We start from the raw sequence: 14980 nt of genomic DNA, 5'->3' as shown, positions 1-14980 counted from the left end.
CGCCCGGCCCCGGCGAGACGGGATGAAGGGTCAGCTCAGCGCGGCACGGCTGACCATGTCGCCCATGGCCACGATGATCTTCCGTTCGCCCTCGAAGGGGTCCCGGCCGTGCGAGACGAGCATGTTGTCGATGATCGCCACATCGCCCCGCTCCCACAGGAAGCGCTGCGCCAAGGAGTCGTAGAGCGAGCGCAGCAGGGTGACGGTGGCCTCGTCGATCGGGGAGCCGTCACCGAAGAACGCACTGCGTGGGTACGCGGTCTCGTCGTCGCCGAACAGCGACCTCATGACCTCCCGGACGGACGGCTCCAGACAGGCCGTGTGGTGCAGGAAGAGCTGGTTGAAGAAGACCTGCTCACCCGTGCCGGGGTGCTGGACGACGGCCGGCGCGTTCTGCGTCGTCCGCAGGACGCCGTCGGGCAGCCACTCGCACTCCACACCCTGGGCGCGGCAGCGCTTCTCCACCTCGTCGCGGTCGCTGGTGCCGAACATCTGCTCCCAGCCGACGTCGAGGCCGGGGATGAAGTTGCGTACGTAGCGGATGCCGAGCGCCTGGAAACGGCCGCGCGACTCGTCCGGGAGCGCCTCCCACACCTTGCGTCCGTCGACGATCGGCGTCGCACCGCCCTTGCTCGACGGCTGTACGCAGCAGAAGAACTGGCGGCTGGGCCACTGCGGCATGTGGGAGCTCTCGTGGTGGAACAGGATCGACTGCTGGGCCGGGTACGGCGTCGACTTGTAGACCCGGTCGGCGTCCTTCTCGTGCGGGAGATCGCCGTAGTCGCCGTACAGGGTGTTCACCAGGGAGGAGGCCACTGCCTCGAACGCGTCGGCGTCCGCGACGCCGAAGCCCCGCAGGAGGACCGCGCCGTGGGTGAGGAGCAGTTTGTCGATGGCCGGGCGGTGCTGTGCCGCCCACTCCACAGCGTCGAGGTCCGGTGTCTCACACCGGAGCAGGGGCGGATAGATCTCGTCGTTCAATGAGACGCCAGGACCGAACATTCCCGACCATCCCTTCCGCTCGTGATCGCAGACACCGGCCGCGCCTCGTCCGAGGCCGCTTCGGTCTGCCCGACGGAGTGACACCGCCGGGGGCCCGGCGGCACCATGGGACGTGTTCGGCTTCTGGTCGTGCGTCAACTGGCTTGGCATCGTGCTCAGTAGGAACGGACACGAGTCTAGGAACGCGGGTGTGGCCCGGCCATGCTCTTAAGTTCCGGGCGAAAATCGCAGGTCATCTCTGGTTCGAAGCGTCAGCGGCGCAGCGGCACAGCGGCGCAGTGGTGATCAGGTGGGCCGGGGACGACAACGTCGGCGTTCAAGACCACGACCGGGTCTTGAACGCCGACGTCACGCGTGACCCCCAGTCGACCAACAGGGCCTTTCACGCCTGGCGTTCGCTACTCGCGCACGCCCGCCATCTCGCCGGGCTTGCCGCGCAGGACCAGCCTGGCGGACAGCAGCGTGGTGGCGAGGGTCAGGCCCAGCGCGGCGCCGACCACCCCGACGAAGATCCACGGGGAGCCGTCCGGGACCGGCGAGCCCAGCACGCTGATGCTCAGCGGTACGAGTGTGAGCGCCGCGACCAGCACGCCGAGCACGATGCCGGCGGCGGCCACCAGGAACGCCTCGACCGTCATCATCTGCATCACCTGGCGACGCGTGGAGCCGATCAGCCGCTGGAGCATGAACTCCCGACGCCGCTCGGTCGTGGAGATGACCTGGGTGTTCACCAGGGCGATCGTCGCGTACCCCACCACCATCCCGAGCAGCAGGTACGACATCCACGTCTGCGTGTCGTCCGACTCCGCCTGGACGACGGCCAGCGCCGCGCGGTCGGCGACCCGGAGGCCCGGGTGGTCGGCCGCCAGCTTGGACAGCGTTCCGATGAGCTCGGCCTGGTCCGCTCCCGGCTCGGCCTTCACCATGATCTGCGGCAGCAGACCCGAGTCGGTGTGCGGCACCAGAAGGGCGGCGGGCAGCAGCGCGGTCTCGTACCCGCGCCGGCCGTCGAGCGTGGCGACCAGGGTCAGTTCGGCGCGGGTGCCGTCGCCCAGCCGCATCGGCACCTGGTCGCCCAGCTCGTGCCCGGACTCCTCGGCGAACGCCGTCGGCAGGGCGACGGTGTCGCCGGTCAGCTCCGCCAGGCTGCCGCTGGAGGCGCGATACGCGGTCGTCCGGTCCAGGCCGGCGGGGGTGACGCCCTGGAGGGGCACCTCCGTGGGCTCCGGCTCGTCGGGCTCGTCGTCCGCGTCCTCGCTGCCGGGCGTCGGCTTCTCGGGCGTGGGCGGGTCGATGTAGCCGATGGTGGAGACCTGGGCCGACGCGGCTTCGACGCCGGGCTGGCGGGCCACGGTCTCGACCAGGTCCAGCGGCAGGCCGCCGCTGACGGAGGTGACGACCAGGTCGGCCCGCAGGTTCTCACGGAACGCCCGCTCCGCGCCGCTGGACTGGGTGGTCTGGAGGTAGATCAGCGCCAGGGCCAGGCCGCTGGCGAGCATGACGGGCATCACCGCGCCCGCGAACCGGCTCGTACGGGCCTTGGCGTTGAGCGAGGCGAGCGAGCCGGCGAGGCCCGTGAAGGCGCGCAGCGGCCCGCGCAGCACCGCGGTGATCATCTTGGCGAGGCCCGGACCGAGCAGGCCGAAACCGGCCGTCCACAGCATCGCCGCCGGGGTCGCCGTGCTGCCCGCCGACGGGCCGGCGATGTTCGCGGTGACCAGGGCGAGCGCGGTGCCGCCACCGAGGAAGAGCAGCGCGAAGACCAGCCGGGACTTGCTGAACCAGCGTTGCTGGAGCGAGGCTTCGGCCAGCGCCTCGGTCGGCCGGGTACGGGTCGCGGCCCGTGCGCCGAGGAACGCCGCGCCGAGCGCCGTGAGCAGCGCGGTGGCGACACCGACGGCCATCGGGACGAAGCCCGCGCGGAAGGCGATCGTCTCGGGGACGACCCCCGCACCGGCGAAGGCGTCCAGCAGCCACCGGCCGATCATCGGGCCGGGGAAGCATGCGAGCGCGGTGGCGAACACGGCGATGAACAGCGTCTCGCCCAGCACCATCCGCCGCAGCTGGGCCGGGGTGGCGCCGATCGCCCGCAGCAGCGCGGACTCCCGCTGCCGCTGGTTCAGCGACAGGCCGACCGTGCTGGAGACGACGAAGACGGTGACCGCGGCGGACAGACCGCCGAACACGGAGGCCAGGGTGACGAGTTTGCTGCCCTCGGCGATGACGTCGGGGTTCTCCGCCCAGCCGCGCTCGTCCCCGGACAGCACCTGCGCCGGCGCGTCGCCCACCACCTTCTCGACGGCCTGCTCGACCGGTCCGAGGGCCGTGCCCGGCGCGGTGAACACGCCGATGGAATCCGCCCGGCCGGGCCGGCCGGTGGCCTCGGCCGCCTCGGTGTCGGTCAGGAAGACCGTCGCCGGGTCGCCGGAGCCGGGGCCGGAGACCAGCGCGGTGACGCGGTGGTCGCCGGCCGTGCCGCGCAGCGCCAGGCGCAGTTCCTGGCCGACGCGTACGCCGTTCTCTCCGGCGAACCGCGCGTCCAGGGCGATCTCGCCCGCCGCCGACGGCGCCTCGCCCTGCTCGATCCGGTACGGCGCCAGCTTGGCGGACGACCAGCCGTGGCCGGTCAGTTGGGCGCCGGCCTGCTCGTCGCCCAGCACGGCGGCCGGGAACGAGACGTCCGCGACGGCGTCGCTCACGCCTGGCACGGCCTTGATCCGCTCCACCAGCGCGGTGTCGACGCGGATGCGCTCGGGGAACATGTCGCGCCGGGTGCCGGGGTAGCGCTGGTCGCCGGTGACGACGACCTGCGCGGCGGCGAGGCGCTCGGGCGGGGCGGCCCTGTGCAGGCCCGTCTCGAAGAGGCCACCGCATCCGACGACGATCGCGGCGCCGAAGAACAGCGCGATGAACGTCGCGATGAAGCCGCCCTTGTGGAACCGCAGGGTCTTGAGCGCGAGCCTGATCACCGCCGTGCCCCCCGGCCGTGGGAGGTGCCCGGAGCGGCGGTGGGCTCGTTGCCCCAGGCCCCGAGGTGGGTCATCCGTTCGGCGACCTGGTCGGCGGTCGGCTGGTCCAGGGAGCTGACGATCCGTCCGTCGGCCAGGAACAGGACGCGGTCCGCGTGCGCGGCGGCCATCGGGTCGTGGGTGACCATCACGATGGTCTGCCCGGACCACTGGACGGCCTCGCGCAGCAGCGTGAGCACCTCGCGCGCGGTGTACGTGTCCAGGGCGCCGGTCGGCTCGTCACCGAAGATGACGGCGGGCTTGGTGATCAGCGCCCGCGCGATGGCGACCCGCTGCTGCTGGCCGCCGGAGAGTTCACCGGGGCGGTTGCCCCGCCGGTCCGACAGGCCGACGCGGTCGATGACCTCGTCGACCTCGGCCCGCTTGGGCCGGCGGCCGGCGAGGCGCAGGGGCAGGGTGACGTTGTCGACGACGCTCAGCGCGGGGAGCAGGTTGAAGGCCTGGAAGATGAAGCCGATGCGCTCCCGGCGGAGCTTGGTCAGTTCCTTCTCGCCCAGCGGGGCGAGGTCCACGCCGTCGAGCAGGACGGTCCCCGACGTGGGCCGGTCGAGCCCGGCCGCGCAGTGCAGGAACGTGCTCTTGCCGGAACCGGAGGGGCCCATGACCGCTGTGAAGCTGCCGCGCGGTAAGCCGATGGTCACGCCGTCGAGGGCGGCCACCTGGTTCTTCGAGCCGCCGTAGACCTTGCGTACGGAGTCGAGCTTGACGACCTCGTAGCCGCCGTGTCCTTCGTGACCGTGCGGGCTCGGTGTCCCGTTCATGTGCGGTGTCCTCCGTGTGCGGTGGGCCCGGCGGCCGGGCGTGAGGGGGTGAGGGAGAGCGGGCCGGGCGCGGCGAGCACGTGTTTGGCCTCGGCGAGCGGGTCCGGCGGGGGGCGGAGCAGGGCGTGGGCGACGGTCAGGTGGAGCCGGGCGGCCGCCACCACGGCGTACGAGGCGTACATGGCCAGGGCGAGGAAGACGGCCGAGGCGATCAGCGCGGCCGGCCAGGTGTCGATCCAGATCCCGGGGCCCGTGCCGTCCGACCGGCCGAGCCGCACCCCGTCCGCGAAACTCCCGTCCGCCTGCCGGGACTCGACCGCCCAGAACCACAGGGGCAGCGAGACCCCGGTGAGCAGGGGCAGCCAGAGTGCCAGCGTGAGCGCGTCGAGGAGCAGCAGGAACGGGTGGAGCAGGATCAGGTAGCAGCAGTCGCGGTAGAAGACGGGATCGGTGCAGCGGGCCTTCAGGTGTCCGACGAGCCCCGGTTCCGTGACCTCCTGATAGGCGTACGGGATCGGCGCGTCGACCAGTACGGCCCGGCCGCGTTCGACCTGGGCGCAGCACCGGACCACCCACACCGAACCGATGGTGAGCGCCACCGTCACGGTGAGCTGGCTGAAGACGATGCCCACGAGGACGGCGGCGGTCGCCACCGCGAAGAACACGCTGCCGGCCATGACGTACCCGGCGAGGTACCCGGTCGCCCGCCACGGGGCGGCGGACACCAGCATGCGCACCGGGTTCCCCTGCCGGGGCATCCGGCGCGCGGGCAGCAGCGAGGCCCTGAAGGCCGCCACGAGGGAAGGCCGCGAGCGCGTGGACGCGGCCCCGCCCTTGTGCCGGGCCGGGTGCGGGGCGGAGCCCCCGGGCGGGTTCCCGGTCGCCGACGAGGCGGACGGGCCGCCCGAGGCGGGCTCGTGGAGCGTTCCCGGCACGGGCCCGAACGGGTCGCCGGAGACCGGGGCCCCCGGTGCTGCACCGGGCGGGTTGCCGGGCGCGGCTTCGAACGGCGCCCCCGGCGCGACGTCGAACGGGGTGCCGGGCGCGGCTTCGGGCCGGGCTTTCGGCGTGGTGCCGGGCAGGGGGCTGGGCGAGGTTGCGGGGGTGGCGCAGGGCGGCGGTGGTTCGGGCGGTGTCATCCCACACTCCGGAGCAGGGTCTCGATCGACTTGAGGCGGTCGTCGAGGGCGCCCAACTGCCGGCGGAGGGCCTCGTGTCCGGCGCTCGCGTCCTCGGCGAGCCTGCGATAGGAGGCCATGGCGACGGCGTCGGCGCGGTGCCGCTGGAGCCGGAAGTAGGCGAGGACACCGAGGGTGCTGCCACCGGCGATGATCAGGATGATGGCGATCGTGATGACGGCGCCGGTCATGTGGGGATTCCCTTCACGTCACTGACTGTGCCTTTCGCGTCCGCCGCCACGGCCGCGGCTATCGTCTCGGCGTTCACATGCAGGTCGAACGGCGCCAGTTCGAAGTACTTCAGCGCCTTGCCGCTCTTCGACAACTCCAGGCTGCCGACCACCAGACCGGCCTTCTCCAGCCGCTCCAGGTGCATGTACAGCAGCGGTCGCGACATCCCCAGGCGGCGGGCCAGCTCGCTGACGTACATCCGCCCCCCGACGATCTCCGCGATGACCCGGAGGCGCTGTGCGTGGCCCACGGCGGCGAGCACGGCCAGCAGCTCCTCGCTCGTCATGGTCCACGCCCTCTCACTCCAGGAAGCATGTAAGTCGAGACTTACATATGACGTTGAGGGCTGTCAAACGTCATGCGGGACCTTCTCCTGTCCGGGCAGTGCGAAGGCCCGGCCCCCGAGGGGGGACCGGGCCTGGCGTACGACGGGTCGTCACATGGCGGACCAGGAGCGGAACTGCCGCAGCCCGTAGAGGAGTGGAGGACGGGAGTGCCGTTCGACGATGTGGCGCGCGGCGCCGAACACGGTGACGTGGCTGCCGATCTTCTGGGTCAGGACGACATCGCAGTCCGCGACGGTGTGCGCGTCCCTGGACAGATGGGGGCCCGCCATGTCCGGCGTCTGCTCCCACGGGAGGAGGTCGAAGCGGCGCGGGTTGCCCGAGGCGAAGAGCTCGGCGGCCTCCCGCGCGCCCTCGTGCAGCAGGTTGACCGCGAACACGCCGCTCTTCACGATCGCCTCCAGCGTCGGACTGCCGTCGCGGAGGCAGACCAGCAGTGTGGGCGGATCGAGCGACACGCTGCACGCCGCGGAGCACGTCATCCCGCGCGGCGCGCCCTCGTGGTCGGTGGTGGTCACCACGCAGACACCGGTGGGGAATCCGCTCATCATGGCGCGGAAGCCGTCGGGGGTGGCCCGAGCGGGCACCGGCGGGGCGGCCGGGGGCGGGGTCCGTATCGCGGGGTCGGTCATCGCGTACCGCCTTCTGTCTCTACGGGAAGCTTGTCGCGGTCGGAACGGTGCTGGGGGATACGCCCCGGGAGGCGCACGGTGAGGCGCTCCGTGCGGCGCCGGGCGCGGCGTTCGTCGCGGCGGTCGAGCGCGTTCAGCAGCGGGCCGGTCATGGCGGTCGTCACCAGGGCCATCACCACCAGCGCCAGCACCAGCGGCGCCGACAGGACGCCCGCGCTCAACCCGGCCTGTAGCACGATGAGTTCGGTCAGACCCCGGGTGTTCACCAGCACGCCGATCCGGCACGCGGTGGAGCGCGGCAGGCCGCCGAGGCGGGCACCGGCGTAACCGCCGAGCACCTTTCCGGCACAGCCGAGCACCACGGCCACCGCGATCAGCGACCAGGAGGCGGCCGCGAACGCCCTGGTCAGCACGGTGATGCCGGTGACCACGAAGAACGCGGGCGCCAGGGCGCGGCCCACCCGGGACACCGTGGAGACCGCGCCGGCCCAGGGGGCCCGCTCGTCACCGGGCACGGCCAGCCCGACCAGGGCCGCACCGAGGATGGCGGTCATGCCCAGGTGCTCCATGACCAGCGCCACGCCCAGCGCCGAGGCGCCGAGCGCGACCGCCGTGGTTCTCGGCAGCCGTACGCAGATGCCGCGGGCCGCGCGCGTGCGCAGCCCGTACCGGACCGCCAGCGCGCACACCGCGCCGAACAGCAGCGCCCGCGCGGAGTGCAGCGACCCCGTCAGGTCGCCCGCGCCGAGGCTGATCGCGACCGTGAGCAGCAGCCACCCGACCGCGTCGATGGCGATGGCCGACGCCAGCGCGAGCCGGCCCGCCGGCGACTCGCCCATGCCCCGGTCGGCGAGGATCCGCGACATCACCGGCACCGCGGTGATCGACATGGCCACGGCGACCATCAGGACGAAGGCGGGCAGCGGTGCGGTGCCCCTGACCGCCGCGCCGCCGGTGAGGCTCACCCAGCCGGTCAGCAGCAGCCCGGTGAGCAGGGGCGGCACCAGAGACCCGGCGACCACCCAGCCCATGGTGCGGTGCGGCGGCCGGTCGGGACCGATCCGCAGCTTGTGGGCGAGGCCGACCAGGAACAGCACCAGGCCGGCCTGGCCGAAGAGGGTGAGGATGTCGAACACGGGGCCCGGCAGCACCGCGTCGAGGAAGGCCGTGCCGAACAGGGCGATCACAGCGGGCCCGGCCAGCAGGCCCACCGTGATCTCCCCTATGACCTCCGGCTGACGCAGCCTCCGGGCGGCCGACCTCCCCGCCGCGGCGAACAGCAGCACGACGGCGAGCGCCGCCACCGCGTGCGTGGTCCGCAGCAGGAGGTCCAAGACGTCCATGGCGTGGGGGTCCTTCCCGATCGGCTCGGTGCGCGCGGGTCAGCTCAGCTGCGTGAAGTAGTCGTAGGCCTTCGGCAGCGCCTCGGTCAGCCGCTGCGTCTTCTCCCGGATCTGCTCGAACTCCCGCTGTGCGGCGCCGCCGTCGGCCAGGGCCAGCGCGGGCGACGGCTTGAGGTCGATGCCGCCCATTCCGAGGAGGATGCACATGTACGAGTACGGCGGCAGTCCGTGGTAGTACGGGTAGACCGTCTCCGAGTCGGGGAGCTGCACCTTCCACTTCTCGATGCGCTCGGCGAGGGAGTCGGGGATCTGCCGGGTCTTGGTGTCGCGCCAGTACTGCGTGTCGTTCCGCTTGGCCGCCACGTAGTGCAGCACCAGGAACTCCCGTACGCCGTCCATGACATGGGAAATGGTGTTGTTGTACAGATCGCGGTGCATGGAGTTCCAGTCCGCGCCCGGGAAGTTCTTCACCAGCTGCTCGATGGCGTGGTGGATGAAGAAGATACCGGTGGATTCCAGCGGCTCGACGAATCCACTGGACAGGCCGATGGCCACACAGTTCTTGACCCAGGAATTCCGGCTGCGGCCGATGCGCATACGGATGTGATTGGCCTCGACATCATCGGCGGCCGGGCCGACGAATTCCCGCAGGGTGCGCTCCGCCTCTTCCGGGGAGAGGTAATCCTTGGCGTACACGTAACCGGTGCCGACGCGGCCCGTCAGCGGAATCGTCCAGATCCAGCCGGCGTCCTGGGCGGTCGACGTCGTGCAGGGCAGAATGCCGCGGCGCTCCATGTCCATCGGCACCTGGAGAGCGATCGCGCTGTCATTGGGGAGGGTGTCCTGGTAAGAGATGAAGGGCTCCTCCAGGGCCTGGTTCAGCAGCAGCCCGCGGAATCCGGTGCAGTCGATGAACAGGTCGCCGGTGAGGTCGCCGTGCTCGGCGGTGCGCACCTCGGTGATCCAGCCCCGGTCGTCCAGGGAGACCTCCCGGACGTCGTCCACGATGTGCTTGACGCCGCGCTCCACCGAATACGCCGTCAGGTACTTGGCGAGCAGCGCGGCCTCGAACTGGTAGGCGTACGGGAACTGCGTCTTACCCTGGTGCTCGGACATCGTCAGGCCCTGCATCTCGTCCACGCCCTCGTCGAAGGGCTGGTCGATGAGCCTGCCGTCCCGGTGGCGCGGGCTGAGACCGGCGTCGATGACGGACGCCATCACGAAGCAGTCCTTGTCGAACCGGTCCGTCGGGCCCTGCTTGAGCCACCAGTCGGTGAGCGGGAAGCCGTTGACCGACCGCATCTGCTCGAAGGGGTGGTAGAAGTAGTGCCCCTTCTCGCGCCAGTTCTCGAACCGGACGGCGAGCTTGTACGTGGCGTTGCAGGCCGGCATCCAGTCCTTCTCCTTGAGCCCCAGGAACTCGAAGAAGTGGCGGATGTCGCTGAACGTGGCCTCGCCGACGCCGACGGTGCCGACGTTCCCCGATTCCACGAGGGTGATGTTTATTCGGTCACCGAACGCGGCCTTGAGATAGGAGGCCGTCATCCAGCCCGCCGTTCCGCCGCCCACGATCACTACGTTGTTGAGCACTGGTTACTCCCGTCGGTAGCTCCACGATTTCCGGTTCCGGAAGGCCGGATTGCCGGTCGCAGATGGCACCGGCCCGACCGTGCGGTTCTCGGGGTGGCGCCACCGAGGAAGAACCCTAGGCAGACGGGGAAGTGCGGGACAGATCATTAAGTGTTGGGCGAAAATCGCAGGCCATCACGGCGGTTGACGCGATGTCAGCAGTATGTCAGCGGGAAGCAGCAACATTGCCGCGCCAATGGTGGCGGGCGTCGGCCGAGTGTCGTTCCGCCCGGGGGTGGCAACGGGTCGCCCGCCTACTGCAATGGAGTTTGCATGACACAGCAAGTCCATGTCCCGCCGTTCGCCGTGATTCCCGGCGCCCAGGTGGACCGTGTGCTGTCCGGCAACGAGAAGGGCACCGTCGACCTGGTGGAAGCGGCGTACCGGGTGCACGGTGAGGGCGACACGGTCAACCCGCCCTCGTACTTCCTGCGCTTCCCCGACCGCCCCTCCGCACGCATCATCGCCCTGCCCGCGTCGATCGGCGGCGGTACGCGGGTCGAGGGGCTGAAGTGGATATCCAGCTTCCCGCAGAACGTGGGCCGGGGCGTCCCCCGGGCCTCCGCGGTGCTGGTGCTCAACGACTACGACACGGGCTACCCGTTCGCCTGCCTGGAGAGCTCCATCATCAGCGCGGCGCGCACCGCCGCCTCGGCGGCGCTGGCGGCCGACCGGCTCTCCCGCGACCGCACCCGGCCGGCCCGGGTGGGCTTCATCGGGACCGGGCTCATCGCCCGCCACATCCACACGTATCTGACCCGGACCGGCTGGGACTTCGACGAGGTGGGCGTGCACGACCTGTCCGCCGAGCACGCCGCCGGCTTCCGCTCGTACCTGGAGGGCAGCGGCGCCGGCGGTCGGATCACCGTGCACGAGCGCGCCGAGGATCTGGTGCGCTCCAGCGACCTGGTGGTGTTCGCGACCGTCGCCGCGGCTCCGCACGTCACCGACCCGGACTGGTTCGCGCACAACCCGCTGGTCCTCAATGTCTCGCTGCGCGACCTCGCGCCCGAGGTGCTGCTCGCCTCGGCGAACGTGGTCGACGACATCGAGCACTGCCTGAAGGCCGACACCTCCCCGCACCTGACCGAAAGGCTCACCGGCAACCGGGACTTCATCGACGGGACGCTGTACGACGTGCTGACCGGACGGGTCCGGATGCCCGCCGACCGGCCCGTGGTCTTCTCCCCGTTCGGGCTCGGCGTCCTCGACCTCGCGGTCGGAAAGCACGTGTACGACATGGTGCGCGCCGGCGGGGACCTGCATGTCGTCGACGGCTTCTTCCACGAGACCGACCGCTACGGGCGCGCCGGCGAGGCCGGCGGCCGTACCTGAGACGGGGTGGTCGCAGTGCCCGTGATCTCCGCGCCGGACGCCTTCCATGTGGACGATCTCTATGTGGACCTCCGGCCGGCCCTCGACACGTCGCTCTACCTGAAGTGCGAGGGCTTCAACTTTGCCGGGTCCATCAAGCTGAAAGCGGCGGCGTCGATGATCGCCGACGCCGAGAGAAGAGGGGCGCTCACCGGCGACTCGGTCATCGTGGAGTCCTCGTCGGGAAACCTCGGTGTCGCACTGAGCATGATCGCGGCCGACAAGGGCTACCGCTTCCTGTGCGTCACGGACACCCGCTGCAACCTGGTCACCCGGCGGCTGATGGAGGCGATGGGCGCCCAGGTGCACATCATCACCGAGCCTCATCCGGAGACCGGGTTCCTGGGCGCCAGACTCGACCACGTACGCCAGCTCTGCGCGTCCGACGACCGTCACCTGTGGCTGAACCAGCACGCCAATCCGTACAACTGGCTGGCCCACTACCGGACGACGGCCCCCTCCATCGCGACGCACTTCCCCGAGCTCGACGTCCTGTTCGTCGGCGCCGGCACGACGGGCACGCTGATGGGGTGCGCGCGCTACTTCAAGGAGTCCGGCCGACCGGTGACGGTGGTGGCCGTCGACTCGGTGGGCTCCGTCACCTTCGGCGGGCCGGCGGGGCCGCGGATGATCCCGGGCCTCGGTGCCGCTGTACGGCCGCAACTGCTCGACGAGTCGTTCGTGGACGACGTGGTGCACGTACCGGAGGTGGAGGCGATCCGGGTCGCTCACCGGCTGGCGACGGCCGGTTTCCTGTTCGGCGGCTCCACGGGGACGGTCGTGGCGGGGGCCTCGGGCTGGCTGGCCGAGCACCGTCCGGACGGGCGGGCCACGGCGGTGGCGATCTCGCCGGACCTGGGGGAGCGGTATCTGGACTCGGTGTACCAGACCAACTGGGTCAGTGACATCTACGGCGCCCACGCGCTGGACCGGGACGCGATCCGGTCCCGCTGAGAACCGCCTTTCGCAGGTCAGCACGGCTTCCGTCTCCCACCGGAGACGGGAGCCGTGTCGTCGTGCCCGCCGCCGGGCGACCGGCGCCCGGCCGTCGGATCCGCGCCGGGCCGGCACCGATCCGGCCAACCGTCCGGGCTTACGGTTGACGCATCTCTCCATCACCTGTCATCGTCGACTTACACCCGTTGGGCGGTCATGACGCGACAGGAGCTGGGACAGTGAAGAAGCAGCCGATCACCGTGAGGGTGGCCAGCTGGAGCGCCTTACATCCCGGGCGTGCGATCGCCACATGGTTCGCGTTCGTGGCCCTGTGCCTCGCCGTGGGCATCGCGGTCGGCACCAACAGCGCGGTCGCCAAGGACTACCAGGTGGGCGAGTCCGGCCGCGCCGAGGCCATCGCGACCGAGGCGGGCCTGGAGCGCAAGCCGAGCGAGCAGATCATGTTCAGCGCCAAGTCCGGCGAGCTCGACGAGGCGAAGGCCCGCGAGGCGGCCCAGGACCTCACCGGCCGGATGGAGGAGCTGCCCGAGGTCCTCGAGGTCGAGGAACCGGTCCTCTCCGAGAACGGCCGGATGCTCATGGTCGAAGTGACCATGAAGGGCGTCAAGCGCGAGGCGATGGAGCACGTCGACCCGCTGCAGGAACAGACGGCCGCCGTGCAGAAGGCCAACCCCGACCTGGTCGTCGAGGAGACCGGCGACGCCTCGGTCAGCAAGGGCCTCAACAAGCAGCGCAGCGACGACCTCGCCAAGACCGAGATGATCACCTTCCCGGTCACCCTGGTCACCCTGCTGATCGTGTTCGGCTCGCTCGTGATGGTCGGCGTCCCGCTGCTGCTGGCGCTCTCCTCGATCGCCGCCGCGGTCGGCCTGTCCATGGTCGTCTCGCACCTGATCCCCGACGCCGGCGTCGGCATGAACGTCATCCTGCTCATCGGCATGGCGGTCGGCGTCGACTACACGCTCTTCTACCTCAAGCGGGAACGCGAGGAACGGGACAAGGCGGCGGGCAGCCTCAGCCCCGAGGCGCTGGTCGGCATCGCCGCGGCGACCGCCGGACGCGCCATCATCGTCTCCGGCCTCGCGGTGATCATCTCCAGTGCCACCCTGTTCCTGGCCACCGACATCATTTTCTCCTCGCTGGGCACCGCCACCATCCTCGTCGTCTTCGTCGCCATGGTGAGCTCGGTGACCGTCCTGCCCGGCCTGCTGGTCAAGATCGGCCGGCGCACCGACCGCCGCGCCGCCCGCGCCGCTGCGCGCGGCAAGCGGCTGCGCCAGCGTCACCCGGAGCGCACCGGCCGGGTGTTCACCGCCCTGCTGAACCCGGCACGCAAGCGCCCGGTGGCCACCCTGATCGTGTCCACGCTGGTCATGCTGGGCCTGGCGCTCCCCACGCTCGGCATGGAGCTGCGCGTACTGAACAAGGACACGCACTCCCGGGCGATCCCCGAGATGCAGACCTACGACAAGCTCAACGACGCCTTCCCGGACCGCCGTTCCGAGCACTGGGTCGTCGTCCGCGCCGACGGTGACCGGCAGGGCGAGGTCGCCACGGCCCTGGACGCACTCGCCCAGCGGGCCGAGAGCGACCCGATGTTCTCCAAGAACGCGCCGGCCGTGCGGACGTCGAAGGACGGGCGGGTCAGCGTGATGACCCTGGCCGTGCCGCACCGGCTCAGCTCACCCGAGGCGACCGGTTCCCTGGAGCACCTGCGCCAGGACTACCTGCCGACCACGCTCGGCAAGGTGCAGGGCGCCGAGTACGGCGTGGACGGACCCGTCGCGGTCGACGTCGACTACCTCGCGCACCAGAGCGACAAGCTGCCGATCGTCGTCGGGTTCCTGCTGCTGCTGACCTTCCTGATGACCGTGCTGGTCTTCGGCTCGGTGGTCATCGGCCTGGTGGGCGTCCTGCTCAACCTGCTGTCCGTCGGCGCGGCCTTCGGCCTGGTGGTCGTCTTCTTCCAGTGGGGCCTGGCCTCGACCGTGTTCGGGTTCGACGAGAGCGCCACGAACGCCATCGGCTCGCGGGTGCCCCTGTTCCTCTTCGTGATCCTCTTCGGCCTGTCGATGGACTACCAGGTCTTCGTCGTCAGCCGCATCAAGGAGGCGGCGATGAACGGGGTGCCCACCCGTCAGGCGGTCCTCGAGGGCGTCGAGAAGTCGGCCAAGGTCGTGACCAGCGCGGCCGTCGTCATGGTCACCGTGTTCGGCAGCTTCATGTTCCTGCACCTGGCCGAGATGAAGCAGATCGGCTTCAGCCTCGCGGTCGCCGTCCTGCTGGACGCCTTCATCATCCGGGTCATGATCCTGCCCTCGGCCCTGATCCTGCTGGGTGACGCCAGCTGGTGGCCCTCGAAGAAGATGCGGCGCGCGCAGACCGCCGCCGCGTCCGGAACCAGTGGTGGTCAGCCGGCCACCACGACCGCCCCGGCGGCTCGCCTCCGCTAGCCGCCGGCCCATGGACGGGCGCCGGACCGGATCCCCCGCCGGTTCGG

General features: G+C 70.9%; 12 protein-coding genes. 3 read left to right on the top strand and 9 right to left on the bottom strand.

Annotated elements, in window-relative coordinates; all coding sequences use genetic code 11:
* Positions 1 to 30: 30 nt before the first annotated feature.
* The 9 genes from I8N67_RS02810 to I8N67_RS02770 form a co-directional block, all read right to left on the bottom strand.
* On the bottom strand, positions 31 to 1002 hold the full coding sequence (locus I8N67_RS02810) for a TauD/TfdA family dioxygenase (protein ID WP_200300935.1): 972 nt from the start codon (positions 1000 to 1002) through the stop codon (positions 31 to 33).
* 398 nt (positions 1003 to 1400) lie between these two features.
* Positions 1401 to 3971, bottom strand: a complete 2571-nt coding sequence (locus I8N67_RS42210) for an FtsX-like permease family protein (protein WP_200300934.1) — start codon at positions 3969 to 3971, stop codon at positions 1401 to 1403.
* Positions 3968 to 4792 (bottom strand): ABC transporter ATP-binding protein, encoded by an 825-nt coding sequence (locus I8N67_RS02800; protein WP_200300933.1) that lies wholly within the window; start codon positions 4790 to 4792, stop codon positions 3968 to 3970. Before I8N67_RS02800 ends, I8N67_RS42210 begins: the two co-directional genes overlap by 4 nt.
* Positions 4789 to 5931 carry a sensor domain-containing protein gene (locus I8N67_RS02795; protein WP_200300932.1) on the bottom strand — a complete coding sequence of 381 codons (1143 nt, stop codon included), beginning with the start codon at positions 5929 to 5931 and terminating at the stop codon, positions 4789 to 4791. The genes I8N67_RS02800 and I8N67_RS02795 overlap by 4 nt, the downstream gene beginning before the upstream one ends.
* Positions 5928 to 6161, bottom strand: coding sequence for a hypothetical protein (locus tag I8N67_RS02790; RefSeq protein WP_200300931.1), 234 nt, complete (start codon positions 6159 to 6161; stop codon positions 5928 to 5930). The genes I8N67_RS02795 and I8N67_RS02790 overlap by 4 nt, the downstream gene beginning before the upstream one ends.
* Positions 6158 to 6487, bottom strand: coding sequence for an ArsR/SmtB family transcription factor (locus I8N67_RS02785; RefSeq protein WP_200300930.1), 330 nt, complete (start codon positions 6485 to 6487; stop codon positions 6158 to 6160). Before I8N67_RS02785 ends, I8N67_RS02790 begins: the two co-directional genes overlap by 4 nt.
* 150 nt (positions 6488 to 6637) lie before the next feature.
* Positions 6638 to 7177, bottom strand: coding sequence for a flavin reductase family protein (locus I8N67_RS02780; protein ID WP_200300929.1), 540 nt, complete (start codon positions 7175 to 7177; stop codon positions 6638 to 6640).
* On the bottom strand, positions 7174 to 8520 hold the full coding sequence (locus tag I8N67_RS02775; RefSeq protein ID WP_200300928.1) for a cation:proton antiporter: 1347 nt from the start codon (positions 8518 to 8520) through the stop codon (positions 7174 to 7176). The genes I8N67_RS02780 and I8N67_RS02775 overlap by 4 nt, the downstream gene beginning before the upstream one ends.
* Before the next feature lie 39 nt (positions 8521 to 8559).
* Positions 8560 to 10110, bottom strand: a complete 1551-nt coding sequence (locus tag I8N67_RS02770) for a tryptophan halogenase family protein (protein WP_200300927.1) — start codon at positions 10108 to 10110, stop codon at positions 8560 to 8562.
* A 312-nt stretch (positions 10111 to 10422) separates the two neighbouring features.
* Between I8N67_RS02770 and sbnB the strand changes: the two genes are divergently transcribed.
* The 3 genes from sbnB to I8N67_RS02755 all read left to right on the top strand — a co-directional run bounded on the left by sbnB (position 10423) and on the right by I8N67_RS02755 (position 14933).
* A complete protein-coding gene (gene sbnB / locus I8N67_RS02765; protein ID WP_200300926.1) occupies positions 10423 to 11484 on the top strand; it encodes a 2,3-diaminopropionate biosynthesis protein SbnB in 1062 nt (353 codons plus the stop codon).
* Positions 11485 to 11499: 15 nt separating this feature from the next.
* Entirely contained in the window at positions 11500 to 12477 is a 978-nt protein-coding gene (gene sbnA, locus I8N67_RS02760) for a 2,3-diaminopropionate biosynthesis protein SbnA (protein WP_200300925.1), read from the top strand.
* 221 nt (positions 12478 to 12698) lie between these two features.
* Positions 12699 to 14933, top strand: a complete 2235-nt coding sequence (locus I8N67_RS02755) for an MMPL family transporter (RefSeq protein WP_307835130.1) — start codon at positions 12699 to 12701, stop codon at positions 14931 to 14933.
* The last annotated feature ends 47 nt before the right edge of the window (positions 14934 to 14980 follow it).

The organism is Streptomyces adelaidensis (assembly GCF_016598475.1).
GTDB lineage: Bacteria > Actinomycetota > Actinomycetes > Streptomycetales > Streptomycetaceae > Streptomyces > Streptomyces adelaidensis.
Note: the sequence above shows the minus strand (reverse complement) of the source record. Positions and strands in the feature narration are given on the sequence as shown.

What these genes read in the sequence shown, in the direction of transcription:
- I8N67_RS02780 (WP_200300929.1), bottom strand. Translation starts at nt 7,177, where the DNA reads ATGACCGACCCCGCGATACGGACCCCGCCCCCGGCCGCCCCGCCGGTG.
- sbnB (WP_200300926.1), top strand. Translation starts at nt 10,423, where the DNA reads ATGACACAGCAAGTCCATGTCCCGCCGTTCGCCGTGATTCCCGGCGCC.
- I8N67_RS02790 (WP_200300931.1), bottom strand. Translation starts at nt 6,161, where the DNA reads ATGACCGGCGCCGTCATCACGATCGCCATCATCCTGATCATCGCCGGT.
- I8N67_RS02800 (WP_200300933.1), bottom strand. Translation starts at nt 4,792, where the DNA reads ATGAACGGGACACCGAGCCCGCACGGTCACGAAGGACACGGCGGCTAC.
- I8N67_RS02810 (WP_200300935.1), bottom strand. Translation starts at nt 1,002, where the DNA reads ATGTTCGGTCCTGGCGTCTCATTGAACGACGAGATCTATCCGCCCCTG.
- I8N67_RS02795 (WP_200300932.1), bottom strand. Translation starts at nt 5,931, where the DNA reads ATGACACCGCCCGAACCACCGCCGCCCTGCGCCACCCCCGCAACCTCG.
- I8N67_RS02775 (WP_200300928.1), bottom strand. Translation starts at nt 8,520, where the DNA reads ATGGACGTCTTGGACCTCCTGCTGCGGACCACGCACGCGGTGGCGGCG.
- I8N67_RS02785 (WP_200300930.1), bottom strand. Translation starts at nt 6,487, where the DNA reads ATGACGAGCGAGGAGCTGCTGGCCGTGCTCGCCGCCGTGGGCCACGCA.